The following is an 18,085-nucleotide window of genomic DNA, read 5'->3' on the forward strand; positions in this document are numbered from 1 at the left end:
GGGATCTCTGGCGGCCGCAGTTCTGGCGTTCACTGAAGATCAAAACTGTGGGAGCGAGCCTGCTCGCGAAAAAACCTGAGAACACCGAGGTCATTCAGGCTGCCCGCGTCTTCATTGACCACCATCGCGAGCAGGCTCGCTCCCACAAGGGATCTCTGGCGGCCGCAGATCTGGCGTTCGCTGAAGATCAAAACTGTAGGAGCGAGCCTGCTCGCGAAAAACTTCAGGACACCGAGGTCATTCAGGCTGCCCGCGTCATCGTTGACCACCATCGCGAGCAAGCTCGCTCCCACAAGGGATCTCTGGCGGCCGCAGATCTGGCGTTCACTGAAGATCAAAACTGTGGGAGCGAGCCTGCTCGCGAAAAACTTCAGGACACCGAGGTCATTCAGGCTGCCCGCATCATCGTTGACCACCATCGCGAGCAAGCTCGCTCCCACAAGGGATCTCTGGCGGCCGCAGATCTGGCGGTAGCTGAAGATCAAAACTGAGGGAGCGAGCTTGCTCGCGAAAAACTTCAGAACATCGAGGTCATTCAGGCTGCCCGCGTCATCGTTGACCACCATCGCGAGCAGGCTCGCTCCCACAAGGGATCTCTGGCGGCCGCTGATCTGGCGGTAGCTGAAGATCAAAACTGTGGGAGCGAGCCTGCTCGCGAAAAACTTCAGGACACCGAGGTCATTCAGGCTGCCCGCGTCATCGTTGACCACCATCGCGAGCAAGCTCGCTCCCACAAGGGATCTCTGGCGGCCGCTGATCTGGCGGTAGCTGAAGATCAAAACTGTGGGAGCGAGCCTGCTCGCGAAAAACTTCAGGACACCGAGGTCATTCAGGCTGCCCGCGTCATCGTTGACCACCATCGCGAGCAAGCTCGCTCCCACAAGGGATCTCTGGCGGCTGCAGATTTGGCGTTCGCCGAAGATCAGATGCCCCCCGGTGTGGGGGGGCTAAAGGGTGTCGAACTCACTATTTTTGACTGGCGCAGGAAGCGGTGGCCTCTACCGCTTTGCCTGTATTGATGACTTGAAGTTACAGCCTCAATACCCAACAACATCTAGAGAATAAAAAATGGCTAAGTATCCCGTCGTTGTCTATGGCGCCAGTGGTTACACCGGCATGCTGATCATGGATTGGCTGATCGATCAGAACATTGCGTTTACCGCTGTGGCGCGCAGTGCCGGGCGCACGCAGGAAATGATGGCGCAGCGTGTAGTGCGACTGGAGTCTGCGACTTACGAAATCATCGAAGTCGATCACACCGTCGAATCGCTGACCCAGGCATTCAAAGGTGCCAAGGTCGTTTGCAATACCGTCGGCCCCTTCGCCAAATTCGGTCTTGTCACCGTTGAAGCCGCGCTCAATGCCGGCTGCCACTACCTGGATACCACTGGCGAACAGTCGTTTGTGCGCAATGTGCGCGACCAGTTTGGTGAGCGTTTCGCCCAGGCCGGCCTGCTGGTCTCGCCTTCACTGGCGTACATGAATACCTTCTCGGAGATTGCCGCCGAACTGGCGCTCGAACACCCCGGTATCGACTCCCTGGAAACCTCGGCGCTGTGCCGTGGCCAGCGCGGTATCGGTGCCGGCGTAACGGTCGGCTCCACTGCTTCGATTTTCGAGATGTACCGCGCCGAGCATTGTTACCTGTGGGACAAGAAACTGGTGTCACACCCGGTCGATGCTTCGTTCTTGATCCCTTCGCCCCACTTCATGCAACCCGTGTTCGCCTTGCCATGGGGCGGCACCTCGTTGCCGATCTATTTCGAGAATGATCCGCGCGTACGTTCCTGCGTGTCCTGCGTCGGCTTCTACGACAACGACGCGATGAAGATGGTGCATTCGCTGCACAAGAAGTGGGAAGCCGAATACAAGCATCTTCCGGCTGATGCTCAGGATGAGGTGCTCAAGGATATCGTCCAGGCGACGACCCCGGCGATGCCGCCACGCGAGCGCACAACGTTGATGCGTACAGTCGATACCGCGATCGGCCGCGGGCAGCTCTCGGCGGTGCGCGCCGAAGTACTCGGCACCACCGCCTACATTGCCACCGGTGCCTTGCAAGTCGCGGGCGTGATCAAGCTGCTCGCCGGCGATACCGCGAAAGTGGGCTTCGCGTCTGGTTCCAAGGCGTTCGGTCACCGCTACCTGCTGGGTTTCTGCGAAGAACGCGGTTTGGCTCGTGCTGTTGTCACCAAGCTCTGATCAGCAATGAAGGGTACTTCGCGCCAGCCTGCTGGCGCGATTCAGACGCGTCTCTCTCAACCAGACGTCTCGAGAATGCCCAGCATGTAGGCGCGGTCCACCACATGCTTGCGGGTGCCGGCATGAAATTTTCCGTAGAGGTTTTTCAGATGCCACTTCACGGTTTCATCGCCGACGTTCAGTGCCAGGGCTATCTGTTTGTTCGTCAGATTGCGTGCCAGCAACTGCAGCACTTCCCGCTCTTTGGGCGTCAACAGCCGGCTGGGCGAAACGCCGGTGGCGACTGGCTCCTGCCGGCGAGGCGCAATGATTGGGCTGGCTTGCTGCGCAGTCATCCGGGCATCCTTGTCGTGGACCTTCTGCACCCACGTCGCGAGATCGGGATGGGTGTCCTGCAGGACCCGCTGCAGGCCGTAGGTCTCGGCCAGGCTGACCGCTTCGAGCAGACAGGGCAGTCCATCCCCTCCTGAATCCTTGAGCGCCAATGCCTTTAGCAACTTGACCTGAACGATTTCGCGACCGCGCTGCAGACGCTCGGCAAGCTCGTTTGCCACGGCGAGCACGCTCAGCATGGCCTGCCAGTCGCGCTGGACGAGGCAAACGTAGGCGTTGCTCAACCCGGCTAACAGAGCCAGTTCCTGTCCCAGCAGGCCGTGCTGACGGCGAGCGACATCAGGCACCAGTGCATCCAGCCGCTTCCAGAGTGCCTGGCAGGAATCGCCTCGGCCACGCAGCGCATGCAGACGAATCTGTTCTCCCAGGGCCACCATGCAGAAACGTGCGATGCCCCGTTCTTCGCCGAGCGCGAACAATGCCGTCAGTAAGTCATGACCCCGATCTGGCTGTCCCTGCAATACGGCCAGGCGTGCCGCCGTGAGAAATCCCATTGCAATCGCATCCGGCGACGCCAACCGCTCGACGACATCCAGCCGGTTGGCGAGTACCGTCGTCGCCTCCTGGATCTCACCGCGTTCCAGTAGCACCGTGGCCAACCCACAGGCGAGCATCACCGCCACCGAGCTGCGCCTGCCGATATCCTGATCGGCACGCAGCAAACTTTTGCGAAAAGCGCCCTCGGCGGGCGGCATACGCCCTTCGTACAGGTAGGTCATGCCCACGACCCACTCACCATAGCCGCGGATGCCGTCGAGCCCAGGCGTCCACGTATAGTGCGGCGCGCGCTGAAAGATGCGCCGGGCTTTTTCCGGTTGTCCCTGGAACAGGGTTATGCGGGCCACCAGATTGGCAACGATGGCTTGCAGCTTGATCGAACCGCAAGACAGTTTGTCCATCCACGGAGCGAGCAGTGCCATGGATTCGTCTGGCCGGTCGGCAAAATAAGCGGCAGCGGCGGCTATCGCTGCTGCTTCGCAGCGCGTTTCGTCATCCGCGGCCGGATCCTGTTCGATGCAGGCGATCAACCTGGCCGCCTCGATATGTCGCTCGCTCATCGCCAGGGCCCAGGCCGCTGCCAGACACAGACGTGGACGGGACTCGACTTCCTCGGCAGGCAGCTCTTCGACCCATTCCAGCACCCGGCTGAACTGGCCGCGCAGCATGACCTCGTAAAGGCATTGTTCGATCATCAGGTAGCCTTGCGCGGCTTGGCCTGCCAGTAAGTATTGGCGCGCCGCCTCCTCGAAAAAGGCATTCGCTTCCAGCCAGCTCGCTGCCCGCTCATGGAGGACTTTTCGTTGCGTTTGCGGGACGACTTGAAAGCGGCTCTGCAAGAACTCCCTGGCCAGGGGATGGAAGCGCACCCAATCGCTGTCGACGCCTTCGGCGAAGATCGGCGTCGAGGCGCATAACTCATGCAGCATCTCCCCTGCCCGCTCACTGCCGGTCAGCGCGTCGCACAGTGAAGGATGAATCACTTCCAGCAAAGAAAGGCTGGTAATGAAATCGACCTGTTCGGGCGACAGGCGGGTGATCAGTCTGTCGACGAAATAACCCTGGATATCACCGGAACAGGCCGAGAGATCCTCGACGGCGGTTTGCAGATCGGCACTCTTCTCGATCGCCGCAATCGCCAGTTGCAACCCCAGTGGCCAACCTTCAGTGATTTCATGCAGGCGCAGGCACAGATCAGCGTCGATACGTGATCCGAAGCGATTGCTCAGTAGCGCGACAGTCTCTTCGGCATGGAATCGCAAGGCATCCACCGCGACCCGGACATAGAGCCCGCGGGCCACAAGGTCAGCGGTATTGAGGCTCAAGCGACGACGCGAAGACATGATGATGCGCAGGTTGGCCGGGGCGTTGTGCAGCAGGTAAGTCAGACAGTGGCGAACGGTAGCCTCCGGCAGTGCGTCCGCCTCGTCGAGAATCATCACCGTCTCGCCGCCGAGTTCGGCCACTTCCGCCAGCCAGTGGGTCAGCCCTTCCAGCTCATCGCGACCATGGCCGGACGTTCCATCGCTGGCACTGGTGAAGGACGGCCGGCCGCTGCCCAGGGCCATGGCGGCCGATAGCCCAAGGGCAAGACGGCTGCCATCGTCACGCGCATCCAGAGTCAGCCATGCAACCACGGCTCCGCGGGACAAAAATTCGCGTCGCCATTGCGCCAGCAGCATCGTCTTTCCGAAGCCGGCCGGCCCCTGCACGCTGATCGCCACCTTGTCCGCCAGTTCGGGAGTATCGATGCTCAGTCGATCGCGCAATTGCGCGCCCCTCTGGGTGCGCGGAGGGGTTGTCTTGAGCACCAGTTCAGGCTCTATGCGATCCACGTTGGCGATGCCTCTGTGCAGTCCCGTGCCCGGTGTCAGAGAGTCCGGGTGTCGATAAGACGATAGCCCCGGAACGGCTTGCGCGGCTTCGTTTTCGTCAGCTTGCTTGCGCCCTCGAGCTTACTCCGGCAGCGCAAACCCTGAGGTCAACCCCCCGTCCACAGTGTGGCACGAACCATTGATATAGGCAGCCTTGTCCGAAGCCAGCCATGTCACCAGGTTGGCGACATCCTCCGGGGTACCTGCACGGCCACCTTGCGGCACCATGGCTTCCAACATGGTCTGCTCGTTCTTGCTGAGGTTGTCCTCGGTCATGGCGGTGCGGATGTACCCGGGAGCGATGGCAACGCTGCGAATGTTCTGCCGCCCATGCTCCAGCGCACAGGCCTTGGTCAGCCCGACGACGCCATGCTTGGCGGCCGTGTAGTGCGGCAGTGTCGCCATGCCCACCAGGCCATCTACCGACGCCGTGTTGATGATCACCCCGCCGCCATTGGCCAGCATGGCCGGAATCGCCGCCCGGGCGCAGAAGAAGACGCCGTTCAGATTGATGTCGATGACACGGCGCCAGTCGGCCACGGACACTTCGCCCGTCCGTGCGCGAACCCCGCAGATGCCGGCATTGCTGAACAGCACGTCTACACGCCCGAATTTGCTGACCGCACTGTCCACCATGGCCTGGCAGGCGGCTTCATCCGCGACGTTGGTAGGAACAACGATCGCGTTATCGCCAATCACTTCAAGGGTCTCGCGCAACCCTTGTTCATCGACGTCCGCCAGCACCAGCTGCGCACCCAGGCGGGCAAACTGGATAGCTGAAGCACGACCAATGCCGTTGGCGGCGCCCGTTACGATGACAACCTTTCCGGTAAATTCCACGGTCAATCTCCTCACTCATGCCAGATGGCTTTTTTTGTTCACCGCCAAACTATCCCTCCTCCTGCCCCCGGGCTTGTCCTTGCAAGCACAAGTCTTGTCCCAGGCACGACGGCGCCGCGCAAGGTCGATTTGTCCCGGCGTGCCTGACTTGTTATCAGCTCGCTGCCCTTGCAATTACTAACGTCGAACATTGTGGATACTGGCCGCCACGTTGATGGAGGAGTCGCTATGAGTACCGATATTGTTATCGCCGGAGTTGGCATGGTGCCCTTCCGCAAACCGGGTCAGTCGGACAGTTACGATGTCATGGGGGAAAAAGCCCTGCGGGCGGCGCTCAAGGACGCCGGCATTGACTATGCGCTGATCGAGCAAGCCTTTTGTGGCTACGTCTACGGGGATAGCTGCGCAGGGCAGACCGCGCTCTATCGGGTGGATATCAGCGGCATTCCGATTTTCAACGTGAATAACAATTGCGCCAGTGGCTCTTCGGCGTTTGCCCTGGCGGTCCAGGCCGTCCGGGGGCAGCAGGTCGAATGCGCACTGGCGCTTGGATTCGAACAGATGCCCGCAGGCGCGATCGACATGGTCTTCCCTGACAAGGTCAGCCCCTTGGCGCGGCATTCGCAGGTGATCGCCAACCTCATGAACCTCAGCGACGAGGAGCGCGATACGCCACCGGCGGTCTGCATGTTCGGCGCTCAGGTCGACGCCATGCTGGAAATGGGCGTGACCGAACAGACCCTGGCCGAGGTGTGCGTCAGATCCCGCGAGCACGCTGCCCATAATGAAAACGCCATTTTTCGCACGCCGTTGACGGTCGAAGAGATCCTGGCGACGAAACCGATCTTTCGCGGGCTGCGCAAGAACTTCGCTTGCCCACCGAGTTGTGGTGCCGCCGCGGTGATTGTCTGCACGCCGGAGTTTGCCCGCGCCCATGGCATTCGCTCCGATGTGCGCCTCGCTGGTCAGGGCTGGTGCAGCGATCAGCGCAGCTTTTTCGAAGGCAGCGTCATGGATGTGATGTTTCAGGCGCTGAGCCGTACTGCGGCCAACAAGGCTTATGAAGATGCCGGTATCGGGCCGTCGGATGTCGACGTCATCGAGTTACACGACTGTTTTGCCAGCAATGAATTGGCCACTTACGTCGCGCTGGGCCTGTGCAAGCAGGAAGAGTTGAATGATTTTGTCGCGTCCAGGCGCGGTACCTATGGCGGGCAATGGGTGATCAACCCATCGGGCGGCCTGCTGGCGAAGGGACACCCGTTGGGTGCGACAGGGTTGGCGCAACTGACAGAACTGACCTGGCAATTACGCGGCCAGGCTGGCGCACGACAGGTTCCGGGGGCACGGGTCGCGTTGCAGCACAACGGCGGACTGGGCAGTGCGGGATTCGTGCACATTCTCAAGAAGTATTGAAACCCCGGTCGAGTGGCAAATTTCAAGAGGAACTCATTTTGATGGCACTACTGAAACTCCTGTGCATTGGCGTCTATGTTCTCGGCGTCGCAAGTGCCGTGGGCTTGCTGCCCGCTGCGTGGTCATTGTGGAAAGCCATTGCAGTGGTGCTGCTGGCCGCCCATCTGCTTGAGATCATCGTCATGTTCAAGTACGTCAAGCGCTACCGGGGCTCGTTGGGAGCAAGCCTGGTCCTGACGCTGCTCTTCGGTTTTCTGCACTGGAAACCCTTGATGCAAGCCAAAGAACGCGCCTGAGCATGGTCATCGGCTTGAGCTTGAAGAGGTACAGAGTGTGAGTTGCACGATTTCCACGCTTGATGGCAAGCGACGCAAGCTCGACGGGGGTGCCATGTTCGGCAGTATCCCGCGTGAGTCCTGGGCCAGCTGGGTCAAGCCCGATCACCACAATCAGGTGGAACTGGCCTCCCGTGGTTTATTGGTGCGTCAGGACGGGCGCAATATCCTCGTGCTGGCCGGTGCCGATGCCCTGCTCGCTCCACCGCCACGCACCTGTCGTTGCCAGCCGGGGAGCCCTGGCCTGCTGGATTCCCTGGGTCGCTATGGCCTGAATGAGCATGACATCCATGTGGTGCTGCTGACGCATCTTCATGCTCGATTGCCAGCCGATGTCAGCGCGCTGATCAAGGAAGGCGAGACACCTCGCCTGCTGTTTCCCGCGGCGCGCTACATCACCGGCAAGCGCCATTGGACACGGGCAAACCAACCCCATCCGCGTGACCGGGCGCTGTTCGTCCCGCAGATATTGCGACAACTGGAAAGCAGTGGTCGACTGGCGCTGATCGAAGGCCCCGAGTGCGAGGAACTCGGCGCTGGTTGGCGCTTCCATGTCAGCGATGGCTACACCCCAGGGCAAATTTTGCCGGAGATCGACATGCCAGGTGGTCCGGTGATCTTTGCCGGTGACCTGGTGCCGGGGAGGCAATGGCTACAACTGGACGTGACCAGCGCCTACGACCGCAACCCCGAATCCTTGATCGACGAGAAAGAAAGTCTGCTGGACCACCTGGTGGCCTGCGGAGGTCGGCTGATCATGTCGCGTGACCCCGAGGTCGCGATGGTCAGCGTCCTGCGTGACCGGCAATCGCGTTATGTGCCATTCGATCCGTATCAGGTGCTCAATGGTTTCGACACTTGATCCCGATTGCGTCCTGCCCTGCCCTGTCAGCGCTCCAGCCCGAGGCTCTGGCGATATTGGCTCGGTGCCATGCCGGTCCAGCGCTTGAAGGCACGAGTAAAATTGCTGACTTCGGAAAATCCCAGGGAAAAGGCTGCCTCCGTCACCGACACCGAGCTGCGCGACATGAAGGCGAGCGCATGGGTGCGCCGTGTATGGTCGAGGATTTCCTGAAAACTGGTGTCCCTGGCCGCAAGCTTCAATTGCAAGCCGCGGGTGCTGATGTGCAGGCGCTCAGCCACTCGATCCTTGTTCAGGGCGCGCGAGGACAATTCGCAGCTGACAATGGCCCGGACGCGATTGACGATATCACCCCGTTCAATGCGCTGAAGGTACTCCATCACCGTACGGTCATGGCTCAAGGCAAGCTCCTCGTTGGCACCCGGGAGCCGCTTGTCCACCAGGTCCAGATCCATCGCCATCACGATCTCGGGTCGGCCGAATTCGACGTCGCATTGGAAGTATTCGGTAAAGACCTGTGCCATACCTTCAGAGGCAGGTCGGATCAATTGCAGTGCGCTCAAACGGAACCGATTGCCGGAAATGGTCCGCAAAAGCGTAAAGATCAAGGCGATGTAGGCGTCGTGTGTTTCATGGCACACCTGCGCCCCCGCTACGTTTGAAGTGATGAGCAGGAATCGGTTGTTTCGCTCCTCCACGCGGATGTTGGCATTCTGCGAAATGACACGGTAGAGCGAACTCAAGCGTTGCGCGAAGTCCCGTATCGAAATGCTGGCCAGCAGGGCAAAACCCATCGCATGGAGATTGGCCGGACGCAAGGTTTCCCCGGCCCGCAGGCCGAAACACGGATCGCCTGTGGCCTGCACGGCCGCTGCATACAGTTTTGCAATGGTTTGATTATCGATGCGCAGCATCGGATCGGTGGTCGCGGGCAACATCACCCCGCACGAGCGAAAAACCTGATCGGCGCAAGCACCCTGATTTTCCAGCGCTTCGGCAATCGCAATGGCATAGGCGCCAATGATCGATGATCCACGGCTTGAATTGTCCGGCGCAAAGCCGTCTTTCGGCGACCGATGCGCTTCAAACGCTGCGCTGCACTCATTGCTTGTCGTCACGGGAAAAACCCTCTGATTGTCCAACTCGGCAAAAAGCGCTATCGCCTCCACCGACAAGGTCCATTTTAGGCCCCGGTGCAGATGTCAATTTTGTTAATGCACGCCAAACATTTGTGATTGAATGCCGCTTGTGGCAGCCACATGATCAAGGAGAAGTGGTATGACGCCATACATGCGCGGCTGGGTGCTGCAGGGCTTTGCGAACCTGATAGAAGAACTGGGTGGCGATGTCGCGGGTTACGAAAAACGCTTCCAACTGCCGCTGCAAGGGCTTGATAAAAGTGAAGTAGCGATTTCTGGCGCAGCGCTGATCCGCTTGATGGAAGCTTGCGCCGACGACCTGCAATGCCCGGATTTCGGTATTCGCCTCAGTACGGTGCAGGGTCGCGCGCCGCTCGGCCCGGTGATGCTGGCATTGACCCAATGCGCCACCGTAGGCGAGGCGATCGGCGCGGCGGCGCGCTTCATCAGCCTGCTGAACCCGGCCGTGGAACTCAAATGCGAAAGCATCGCCAACGGGCTGCGCCTGACCTATCAGATCAAAGTGCCCAGGGTTGGCATCGCGCGCCAGTTCGAACAATGGTGCCTCATGGCGGGCGTCAATGTTTTCCAGATACTGGCCGGTACCCATGCCCGGCCGCGGGCGATTTTCTTCACCCATGCACCCTTGCAAACCAAGGATTTCTATTCCCGTACCTTCGGTTGTCCGTCGAAGTTTTCGCAAGCGACTTTCGGGCTCGAATTTTCTGCAAGTGATACCACACGCCCGATGGATGGCAACGACCCGGAGATGAAGGCACTCGTCACAGACTATCTGGAGCGGATCGCCGATGCGTCAGGGCTAGACCTCGAGCACCAGATGGACGCGCTGATCCGAAAACTGCTGCCGACTGGCCGCTGCACGCTCGACACTATCGCCAGCCATTACTTCGTCAGTGTGCGTACCCTGCAGCGGCGCCTGGAAGATCAAGGGTTGGCATTCGAGACGCAGGTGGACGCTATTCGCCGCGAACGTGCGGCCTTATATCTCAGTGATCCGACGCTGCGCATCTCTCAAGTGGCGTTGTTACTCGGTTATGCCGAGCAAAGCTCATTGTCACACGCGTTCAAACGTTGGTATGGGATGTCGCCCAGTGCCTGGCGTCGCATCCATCCAGGCTCGCTTCAGGCCGTGTGACATCCAATCACAAATGTTTGTCGTGCATTAACAAACCATTGATGCGGTGCAGTTCCCAAAATAGGGCAACCAACATCGGCTGGATGACTTCGTCCGCATCAATGGAGAACAACAACAATGACATTGCCTCACACGAGCCATGCCGGCGTCATACGCAGACTTGAGTCTTCCCTCTGCATCGTGCTCGGTTTACTCATGGCTTCGACGGCAGTTGCCCAGTCCTACAAGACCGATATCCCGCCTTCGATCGTGACGCCCGACACCCTCGAGACACGGCTCGGCACCCTGCGCTTCACCGACGGTTTTCCCGATGAGGCGACGGTGCAGAAGGTCTACGACAACCTCGACTTCCAGCGCGGCGTGCAGGCGTTCCTCACGACCATTCCTGCGGCGTCGCAGGCGGCAATGCGCAGAGCCATCAGGACGCTCGGTCCAGACAATGGAACAGTGTTCATCGCCGAGACCCTGCTGGACTCCAGGTCACTGTTCCTGACGGGCAACAGCGAGAACGTCTACGCATCGGGCTGGATCGATCTGAAGAACGGGCCGGTGGTGATCGAAAGCCCGCCCAATACCCTCGGCGTTGTCGATGACTTCTGGTACCGCTACGTCACCGACCTGGGCAATGCCGGGCCCGACAAGGGCCAGGGCGGCAAATACCTGTTGCTCCCTCCAGACTACGAAGGGGATGCGCCGCAGGGTTACCACGTATTCAAGTCCCGCACCTTCAACAACTGGTTCGTCAGCCGTGGCTTTCTGGTAAACGGTGACACCAAACCTACGGTCGAAAACTTCAAGACGAAGCTGCGCATCTATCCCCTGGCGCAGGCCGCCAATCCACCGGCGACAACCTTCATCAACCTCTCCGGAAAAACCATCAACACCATCCACTCGATGGACTTCTCGTTCTTCGAGGAGGTCAACGAAGTGGTGCAGGAGGAGCCGAACGCGGCGCAAGATCCTGAGACGCTCGGATTGCTCGCCGCCATCGGTATCGAAAAAGGCAAGCCGTTCGCACCTGACGCGCGGATGAAGAAGATCCTCACCGAAGCAGCCGCGGTTGGCAGTGCCACGGCGCGCGCCAACGCCTACAAGGCCCGTTCGCCTGACGCGTATTTCTACCCGAACAGCGCGTGGCGCAGGCTGTTCTCCGGTGCTGACTATCAATTCCAGCGCGACGGTGTCCGCCAGCTGGACGCGCGCTCGTTGTACTTCTTCTACGCCACGGTCAATACCCCCGCGCTGGTCAAGAAGATGGTCGGCGTCGGTTCGCAATACGCGGCGGCATTTGTCGACGCGAAGGGTCAACCACTCGATGGCGCCAAGCACTACCGCCTGCATCTGCCGCCCAACATCCCGGCGAAGAACTTCTGGTCGATCGTGCTCTATGACAATCAGACGCGCTCGATGCTGCAGACCGACCAGCAGTTCCCGAGTATCGGCAGCCAGAGAAAAGGCATCGTGATCAACGATGACACTTCGGTAGACCTGTACTTCGGCCCCAAGCCGCCACCCGGCAAGGAAAGCAACTGGGTGCAGACCCTCCCCGGCAAAGGCTGGAACACCCTCTTCCGCCTCTACGGCCCGCTCGATGCCTGGTTCGACAAGACCTGGCAACCGGGTGAAATCGAAGAGATCAAGTGAGCCTTTGGCGCGGACAATGTAAGGAATAAATTGATGAACTCCAGACTTGCAATGCTGATGCTGCTCGGAGCCTCCACGGTGTCTTCGGCATTCGCCCAGACTTACAAGACGGACATCCCGCCTTCGATCGTGACCCCCGACACGCTCGAGACGCGGCTCGGCACCCTCAGGTTCACCGACGGTTTCCCGGACGAGGCGACGGTGCAGAAGGTCTACGACAACCTAGACTTCCAGCGCGGCGTGCAGGCTTTCCTCACGGCCATGCCGGCGGCTTCGCTGTCGGCAATACGCAAGGGCATCACCGGGTTCGGACCGGCCAACCAGACCGTTGCGCTGTTCGAAAACCTGATGGACCCCAGGTCGCTGTTCCTGACCGGCAACAGCGAGAACATTTACGGATGGGCCTGGATCGACCTCAAGGACGGGCCGATCGTCATTGAAAGCCCACCCAATTCACTCAGCATCGTCGATGACTTCTGGTTCCGCTATGTCGGCGACCTCGGCAACGCCGGACCGGACAAGGGCAAGGGTGGCAAGTACCTGCTGCTGCCACCGGGCTACGACGGCCCCGTGCCGGAAGGCTACTTCGTATTGAAGTCACCGACCTTCGGCAACGTGTTCCTCACTCGGGGTTTTCAGGTCGATGGCGACCCGAAACCGGGCGTCGAGAACATCAGGCAGCACCTGCGTATCTATCCGCTGGCCCAGGCCGCCAAACCACCGGCGACGACCTTCGTCAATGTCTCCGGCAAGGCGTTCAATACCACCCACGCCCTGGACATCACCTATTTCGACGAGGTCAACGAAGTGGTGCAGGAAGAACCGAACGCTGCGATGGACCCGGAAACGCTCGGCCTGCTGGCCGCCATCGGTATCGAAAAGGGCAAACCGTTCGCGCCTGACGCGCGGATGAAAAAGATCCTCACGGAGGCCGCAGCCGTCGGCAGCGCAACGGCGCGCACCCTCACCTACCGTACGCGCATCAAGGAGTCTTATTTCTACCCGGGTAGTGCCTGGGGTACGCCTTTCATCGGCGGCAGCCATCGTTTCGAGCATGACGGTATTCGCCTGTCCGACGCACGCACGTATTTCTACTTCTATGCCACCGGCAACACACCGGCGATGACCACCAAAATGGTCGGCGTCGGGTCGCAATACGCGACGGCATTCGTGGACGCCAAAGGGCAACCCTTCGACGGCGCCAAGACCTACCGGCTGCACCTGCCACCCAATATCCCGGCGAAGAACTTCTGGTCGGTCGTGCTCTACGACAATCAGACCCGCTCGATGCTGCAGACCGACCAGCAGTTCCCCAGTATCGGCAGCCAGCGCAAAGGTGTCGTGATGAACTCCGATACCTCGGTGGACCTGTACTTCGGCCCCACCGCGCCGCCCGGCAAGGAAAGCAACTGGGTACAAACCACGCCGGGCAAAGGCTGGAACACGCTGTTGCGTCTGTACGGCCCGCTTGAGCCGTGGTTCAACAAGACCTGGCGGCCGGGCGAGATTGAGGAGGTGAAACCGTAACCCCATCGTGTCGACCCCGGTCTATCGAGCCCTATCAAATGAGGGTCGCAGGGACAAGCGCTGTGCCCGATTCGATAAGCCGGGGTTTTCGTTACGGGATTACTCTCAATCAATCGGTTGGAACAATAACAAGAGGAATTATCGATGTTCGATCTGGAGAAAATTGTCGAGCCTGTGCTGGGTCTTAGCGGCCTGGAAAGTGACTTGACGGAAGAAGAACGGGCCATTCAGGAAGTGGCGCACAGCTTCGCCAAGAACGTCATGCGCCCGATCGGCGCTGAGCTGGACAAAATGACTGCCGAGGAAGTGGTCGCGCCCGGCTCTCCCCTGTTCGACTACATGCGTCAGGTGCACGAATCGGGGCTGCTCGATCTCGGCGCACTGGCGGCGATGGACAGCCAGCAGAAATCGCGCATCATGCCGATTATCTTTGAAGAGCTTGGCTGGGGCGATTCGGGGCTGGCCATCGCCACGTTGGCCTCCTCTTTCCCGGCCTATGCAGCGCACAACAGCGGCAACCCGCAAATCATCGAGCGATTCGGCGCGCTCCCTGGCTGCTGGCTCGCAACCCAGCCCGACCGTGGCAGCGACATCGTCGACATCGACGCCGACCTGGTCCAGCGTGGCAACAAGCAATCGCGTGGCAACCTTTACGCGCGGGTCGACGGCGATGAAGTGATCATTCAAGGCCAGTCCTCGGCGTGGGTTTCCTATGCGCCCCTGGCCCAGACTGCCTTGGCCTACATACCTTGCGACTACGGCAATGGCCTGGAACATGAAAATGGCGCTGGCCTGAATCACATCGCCATCCTCATCCCGCTCGACCTGCCGGGTGTCTCGAAAGGCAAGCCGCTGGAAAAACTCGGCCAGCGTGCCCTGCCCCAAGGTGAGATCTATTTCAATGAAGTGCGTGTGCCGAGGAAATATGCCCTCGCCGAGGGTGAAGCGGCCATCACCAGCTTTTTCGGCGCCCTGACGTTCGGCAACATGGAAATGGCGGCAACCTTCACCGGCGTGGCCCGCGCAGCCTTCGAGCACGCGCTGGCGTACGTGCACGAGCGCAAGCAAGGCGGTACACCGATCATCAACCATCAGAGCGTGCAGCTGCGCACCTTCGACCTGTGGCAGAAAGTCGAACTCTCGCGCGCCATTGCCCATCGCGTGTTCGCCTATAACTACAGCGAAAAAGGCCCGCACCTGCTGGCCTCGATCACCAGCAAGACCTATGTCACCGAGACTGCGTTCCAGGTGGCCAGTGAAGCGCTGCAATTGTTCGGCGGCAATGGTCTGACCAAGGAATACCCGATCGAGAAGCTCATGCGCGACGCCCGGGCATCGATGATCGAGGATGGCGAAACCAACGTGCTCAAGCTCAAGGGCATGCGCTGGCTGAGCCGCGCCTACCAACGCGCCAACTGATTCCCCTAAAGACCCAATCAACCACATTCCCGGGCTGCCACCTGTGCAGCCCGAGGATAACGCTGTGTCGAAAAAGCCAGTCGATGTGGAAACCTGTTTAATGGAGTGCATTTGCCATGCGGATCATCGATCACTTCGATAACGCCGTTCGTTTTTACCCGCACAATCTGGCCTTCGTCGACGTCGGCAACGATGCCAGCGCAGTGACCTATGCCCAGGCGGCGCCCGTGACGCAAGCCATTGCCGGCGCGATCGCCCACAACGGGTTCAGTGCCGGTGGCCATGTCGGCGTCTTGGCCCCCAATAGCACGGTCGCCTTCCTGGCGCTGCTGGGCGTGTTCCGCGCACGTTGCGTGTGGCTGCCGGTCAATCCGCGCAACACGGTGGCGGCCAATGTGGATTTGTTCAATGACTTCGAAGGCGAGTTGCTGCTGTTCCATAGCACCTACGCCAATGAGGCAGCTGAACTGAAGGCACGTTGCCCCGGCCTTCGCGAGCTTGTTTGCATCGACGGCGATTGCGGCGTGGGGACCTCCCTCGAGGCGTGGTCGCAAGGTGCACCGGCGAGCTATACCCCCGCCGTGGGAGCCGGCAGCCTGGACGACACCTTTGCCTTGTACCCCACCGGTGGCACGACCGGAAAGTCGAAGGGGGTGATGATTACCCATCGCAACATCCATACCTTCTTCAGCAACTTCTACGCGCACTTCGATTATCACGACAGCACCTGCCATCTGGTGGTGGCGCCAATGACCCACACCGCCGGTCTCACCGGATGCCTGCATTTCGCGCGCGGCGGGACCAACGCGATCATGGCGGGTGCCGTTCCTGAAGCGGTGGCCGATGCGATCGAAAAATACCAGGTCACCCATCTTTTTCTGCCGCCGACGGTGTTGTATATGCTGTTGGCGTTGCCCGACATCCGCCAGCGCGACTACCGCTCGCTCAAGCATTTCCTGGTCGGCGCTGCGCCGACGTCACTGGAGAAGCTGAAGGAAGCCGTGCAGGTGTTTGGCCCGGTCATGTCCGAGGCGTTTGGTCAGTCCGAAGCACCGGCGGCGATTACCGCGAAGGCGCCCTGGGACTACATCGGCGCGGACGGCACCATCAATGAAGCGCGCCTGCAATCCATTGGCCGGCCTTGTGTACTCAACACCGTCGCCATCCTCAATGACGAAGGCGAGGAAGTGGCGCGCGGTGACGCGGGGGAAATCTGCATTCGCGGCGATCTGGTGACGCCGGGCTATTTCAACAATCCCCAGGCAACTGCCGAAGTCCGTCAGCAAGGCTGGCACCACACCGGCGACGTCGGGGTCATGGCCGAGGACGGCTATATCACCATTGTCGACCGCAAGAAGGACATGATCATCACCGGCGGATTCAACGTTTATCCGAACGAGATCGAACAGGTACTCACCACCCATGACGCCGTTCAGGATTGCTCCGTGATCGGCATTCCTGACGACAAATGGGGCGAAGCGGTGAAGGCAATTGTCCAGCTCAAGCCTGGCAGGAGCTGCACGGGAGACGACCTGATTGCGCTGGTCAAGGAACGGCTGGGAAGCGTCAAGACTCCGAAGAGTGTGGACTTCACCGAACAATTGCCCCGCAGCCCGGCGGGCAAGGTGCTGAAAACCGAACTGCGTAAAGCCTATTGGCAGGGCAAGACCAGGGCTGTGCATTGAGCAATCTGTGGCGAGGGGATTCAGCGAAACGTCGCACCGCCCCGTTGGGTCGCGAAGCGGCCCCCAGCGTCCGTTCAGACCGACTGAGTTGATCTGATATACGACTGCTTCGCAGCCGAACGGGGATGAATCCCCTCGCCACAATAAATCCCCTCGCCACAAATGTGGGCATCGGCTCTACGGCTACCCCCGGCTAATTTCAGTAACGACAACGGCATTGCGAGCAATCATGAAACTCGAACAAAAATACCCGGCAAAACGTGCCTTCGTGACAGGCGCTGCCAGTGGTTTTGGCCTGGCCATCTGCATGCATCTGGCAAGCAGGGGCTGGAAACTGCTGATCGCCGACATCAACGCGACAAGACTGGAGCAGGCTGAGGCGCAGTTGCGCAAACAGGGTGCCGAGACCTTCAGCATGGTCTTGGACGTCACCCGGCAAGAGGCCTTGCAGGACGCCGCCAACACCGTCAAACAACTGTGGGGCGGCGTCGACCTGGTGTTCAACAATGCGGGCATTGCGTCTGCCGGCTTGATCGATGACCTTCCCCTGGAAGAGTGGGAAAAAGTCATCAATGTCGATCTGTGGAGCGTAATTTATGGTTGCCGCGCCTTCGTGCCTTTGCTCAAGGCTCAGGCCGGCGGCTGCATCATCAATACTGCGTCGAGCGCCGGTACCTTGTCCGGGCCTGAAATGTCGCCCTACAACGTGGCCAAGGCTGGCGTTGTGTCTCTATCGGAGACCCTCAAGTCCGAGCTCAGCGGCTATGACATCGGCGTCACCGTGGTGTGCCCGACCGTGTTCGCGACATCGCTGGGCGACTCGCTCACCAGCGAACGCGCCATGGAGAAACGCCTGCTGGCCCAACTGAAAAAGTCCCGATTCACCTCCCAGCACATTGTCGACGATGTGATTCGTGCACTGGAAAAGGACCGCCTCTACGTCATGACTCAACCGGATGCCAAATGGGCCTGGCGACTCAAACGCTGGATGCCGGAAACCTATTTCCGTTTGATCGCCTATCTGTACCGCAACCGCAAGTGGCTTTACGCCGAACAGGATGAAGCCAAGCGATTGGTTTGAAAAACTGTTAAGTC

14 protein-coding genes are annotated in these 18,085 nt (G+C 60.0%); 10 read left to right on the forward strand and 4 right to left on the reverse strand.

The genetic code is table 11. The features are described 5' to 3' along the window. Positions 1 to 29 precede the first annotated feature (29 nt). Positions 30 to 860: a hypothetical protein gene (locus ACA054_RS15935; RefSeq protein WP_497690319.1), complete on the reverse strand. Its 831-nt coding sequence runs from the start codon at positions 858 to 860 to the stop codon at positions 30 to 32. A 208-nt stretch (positions 861 to 1,068) separates the two neighbouring features. On the opposite strand from ACA054_RS15935, the gene ACA054_RS15940 reads away from it, so the two are divergent. Continuing rightward, on the forward strand, positions 1,069 to 2,202 hold the full coding sequence (locus ACA054_RS15940; RefSeq protein WP_497685087.1) for a saccharopine dehydrogenase family protein: 1,134 nt from the start codon (positions 1,069 to 1,071) through the stop codon (positions 2,200 to 2,202). 56 nt (positions 2,203 to 2,258) lie between these two features. On the opposite strand, the gene ACA054_RS15945 is transcribed toward ACA054_RS15940, so the two are convergent. Then, on the reverse strand, positions 2,259 to 4,928 hold the full coding sequence (locus tag ACA054_RS15945) for a helix-turn-helix transcriptional regulator (protein WP_497685088.1): 2,670 nt from the start codon (positions 4,926 to 4,928) through the stop codon (positions 2,259 to 2,261). A gap of 120 nt (positions 4,929 to 5,048) precedes the next feature. After that, positions 5,049 to 5,807: an SDR family NAD(P)-dependent oxidoreductase gene (locus ACA054_RS15950; RefSeq protein WP_497685089.1), complete on the reverse strand. Its 759-nt coding sequence runs from the start codon at positions 5,805 to 5,807 to the stop codon at positions 5,049 to 5,051. A 228-nt stretch (positions 5,808 to 6,035) separates the two neighbouring features. Between ACA054_RS15950 and ACA054_RS15955 the strand changes: the two genes are divergently transcribed. The 3 genes from ACA054_RS15955 to ACA054_RS15965 all read left to right on the forward strand — a co-directional run bounded on the left by ACA054_RS15955 (position 6,036) and on the right by ACA054_RS15965 (position 8,420). Beyond that, positions 6,036 to 7,223 (forward strand): thiolase C-terminal domain-containing protein, encoded by a 1,188-nt coding sequence (locus ACA054_RS15955; protein ID WP_497685090.1) that lies wholly within the window; start codon positions 6,036 to 6,038, stop codon positions 7,221 to 7,223. 41 nt (positions 7,224 to 7,264) lie between these two features. After that, positions 7,265 to 7,519 carry a hypothetical protein gene (locus ACA054_RS15960; protein WP_497685091.1) on the forward strand — a complete coding sequence of 85 codons (255 nt, stop codon included), beginning with the start codon at positions 7,265 to 7,267 and terminating at the stop codon, positions 7,517 to 7,519. A gap of 94 nt (positions 7,520 to 7,613) precedes the next feature. Continuing rightward, positions 7,614 to 8,420 carry an MBL fold metallo-hydrolase gene (locus ACA054_RS15965; protein ID WP_497685092.1) on the forward strand — a complete coding sequence of 269 codons (807 nt, stop codon included), beginning with the start codon at positions 7,614 to 7,616 and terminating at the stop codon, positions 8,418 to 8,420. A gap of 26 nt (positions 8,421 to 8,446) precedes the next feature. Here ACA054_RS15965 and ACA054_RS15970 read toward each other — a convergent pair whose 3' ends face one another. After that, positions 8,447 to 9,589 carry an AraC family transcriptional regulator gene (locus ACA054_RS15970; RefSeq protein ID WP_497685093.1) on the reverse strand — a complete coding sequence of 381 codons (1,143 nt, stop codon included), beginning with the start codon at positions 9,587 to 9,589 and terminating at the stop codon, positions 8,447 to 8,449. A 121-nt stretch (positions 9,590 to 9,710) separates the two neighbouring features. Here ACA054_RS15970 and ACA054_RS15975 point away from each other — a divergent pair, with 121 nt between their 5' ends. The 6 genes from ACA054_RS15975 to ACA054_RS16000 all read left to right on the forward strand — a co-directional run bounded on the left by ACA054_RS15975 (position 9,711) and on the right by ACA054_RS16000 (position 18,071). After that, positions 9,711 to 10,715: an AraC family transcriptional regulator gene (locus ACA054_RS15975; protein WP_497685094.1), complete on the forward strand. Its 1,005-nt coding sequence runs from the start codon at positions 9,711 to 9,713 to the stop codon at positions 10,713 to 10,715. Positions 10,716 to 10,832: 117 nt separating this feature from the next. Beyond that, the gene (locus ACA054_RS15980; RefSeq protein ID WP_497685095.1) at positions 10,833 to 12,359 is read left to right on the forward strand and encodes a DUF1254 domain-containing protein; all 1,527 of its coding nucleotides are present in this window, start codon (positions 10,833 to 10,835) and stop codon (positions 12,357 to 12,359) included. 33 nt (positions 12,360 to 12,392) lie between these two features. Then, positions 12,393 to 13,886, forward strand: coding sequence for a DUF1254 domain-containing protein (locus tag ACA054_RS15985; RefSeq protein ID WP_497685096.1), 1,494 nt, complete (start codon positions 12,393 to 12,395; stop codon positions 13,884 to 13,886). A 144-nt stretch (positions 13,887 to 14,030) separates the two neighbouring features. After that, positions 14,031 to 15,305: an acyl-CoA dehydrogenase family protein gene (locus ACA054_RS15990; RefSeq protein WP_497685097.1), complete on the forward strand. Its 1,275-nt coding sequence runs from the start codon at positions 14,031 to 14,033 to the stop codon at positions 15,303 to 15,305. 116 nt (positions 15,306 to 15,421) lie between these two features. Continuing rightward, positions 15,422 to 16,990 (forward strand): AMP-binding protein, encoded by a 1,569-nt coding sequence (locus ACA054_RS15995; protein ID WP_497685098.1) that lies wholly within the window; start codon positions 15,422 to 15,424, stop codon positions 16,988 to 16,990. A gap of 229 nt (positions 16,991 to 17,219) precedes the next feature. Then, the gene (locus ACA054_RS16000; RefSeq protein ID WP_497685099.1) at positions 17,220 to 18,071 is read left to right on the forward strand and encodes an SDR family NAD(P)-dependent oxidoreductase; all 852 of its coding nucleotides are present in this window, start codon (positions 17,220 to 17,222) and stop codon (positions 18,069 to 18,071) included. Positions 18,072 to 18,085 lie beyond the last annotated feature (14 nt).

It is taken from the genome of Pseudomonas sp. LBUM1653, assembly GCF_059716115.1.

Excerpts from the sequence above, each read along its gene's own strand:
- ACA054_RS15935 (WP_497690319.1), bottom strand. The coding sequence starts at position 860 with ATGGTGGTCAACGATGACGCGGGCAGCCTGAATGACCTCGGTGTCCTG.
- ACA054_RS15940 (WP_497685087.1), top strand. The coding sequence starts at position 1,069 with ATGGCTAAGTATCCCGTCGTTGTCTATGGCGCCAGTGGTTACACCGGC.
- ACA054_RS15955 (WP_497685090.1), top strand. The coding sequence starts at position 6,036 with ATGAGTACCGATATTGTTATCGCCGGAGTTGGCATGGTGCCCTTCCGC.
- ACA054_RS15960 (WP_497685091.1), top strand. The coding sequence starts at position 7,265 with ATGGCACTACTGAAACTCCTGTGCATTGGCGTCTATGTTCTCGGCGTC.
- ACA054_RS15965 (WP_497685092.1), top strand. The coding sequence starts at position 7,614 with ATGTTCGGCAGTATCCCGCGTGAGTCCTGGGCCAGCTGGGTCAAGCCC.
- ACA054_RS15975 (WP_497685094.1), top strand. The coding sequence starts at position 9,711 with ATGCGCGGCTGGGTGCTGCAGGGCTTTGCGAACCTGATAGAAGAACTG.
- ACA054_RS15980 (WP_497685095.1), top strand. The coding sequence starts at position 10,833 with ATGACATTGCCTCACACGAGCCATGCCGGCGTCATACGCAGACTTGAG.
- ACA054_RS15985 (WP_497685096.1), top strand. The coding sequence starts at position 12,393 with ATGAACTCCAGACTTGCAATGCTGATGCTGCTCGGAGCCTCCACGGTG.
- ACA054_RS15990 (WP_497685097.1), top strand. The coding sequence starts at position 14,031 with ATGTTCGATCTGGAGAAAATTGTCGAGCCTGTGCTGGGTCTTAGCGGC.
- ACA054_RS15995 (WP_497685098.1), top strand. The coding sequence starts at position 15,422 with ATGCGGATCATCGATCACTTCGATAACGCCGTTCGTTTTTACCCGCAC.
- ACA054_RS16000 (WP_497685099.1), top strand. The coding sequence starts at position 17,220 with ATGAAACTCGAACAAAAATACCCGGCAAAACGTGCCTTCGTGACAGGC.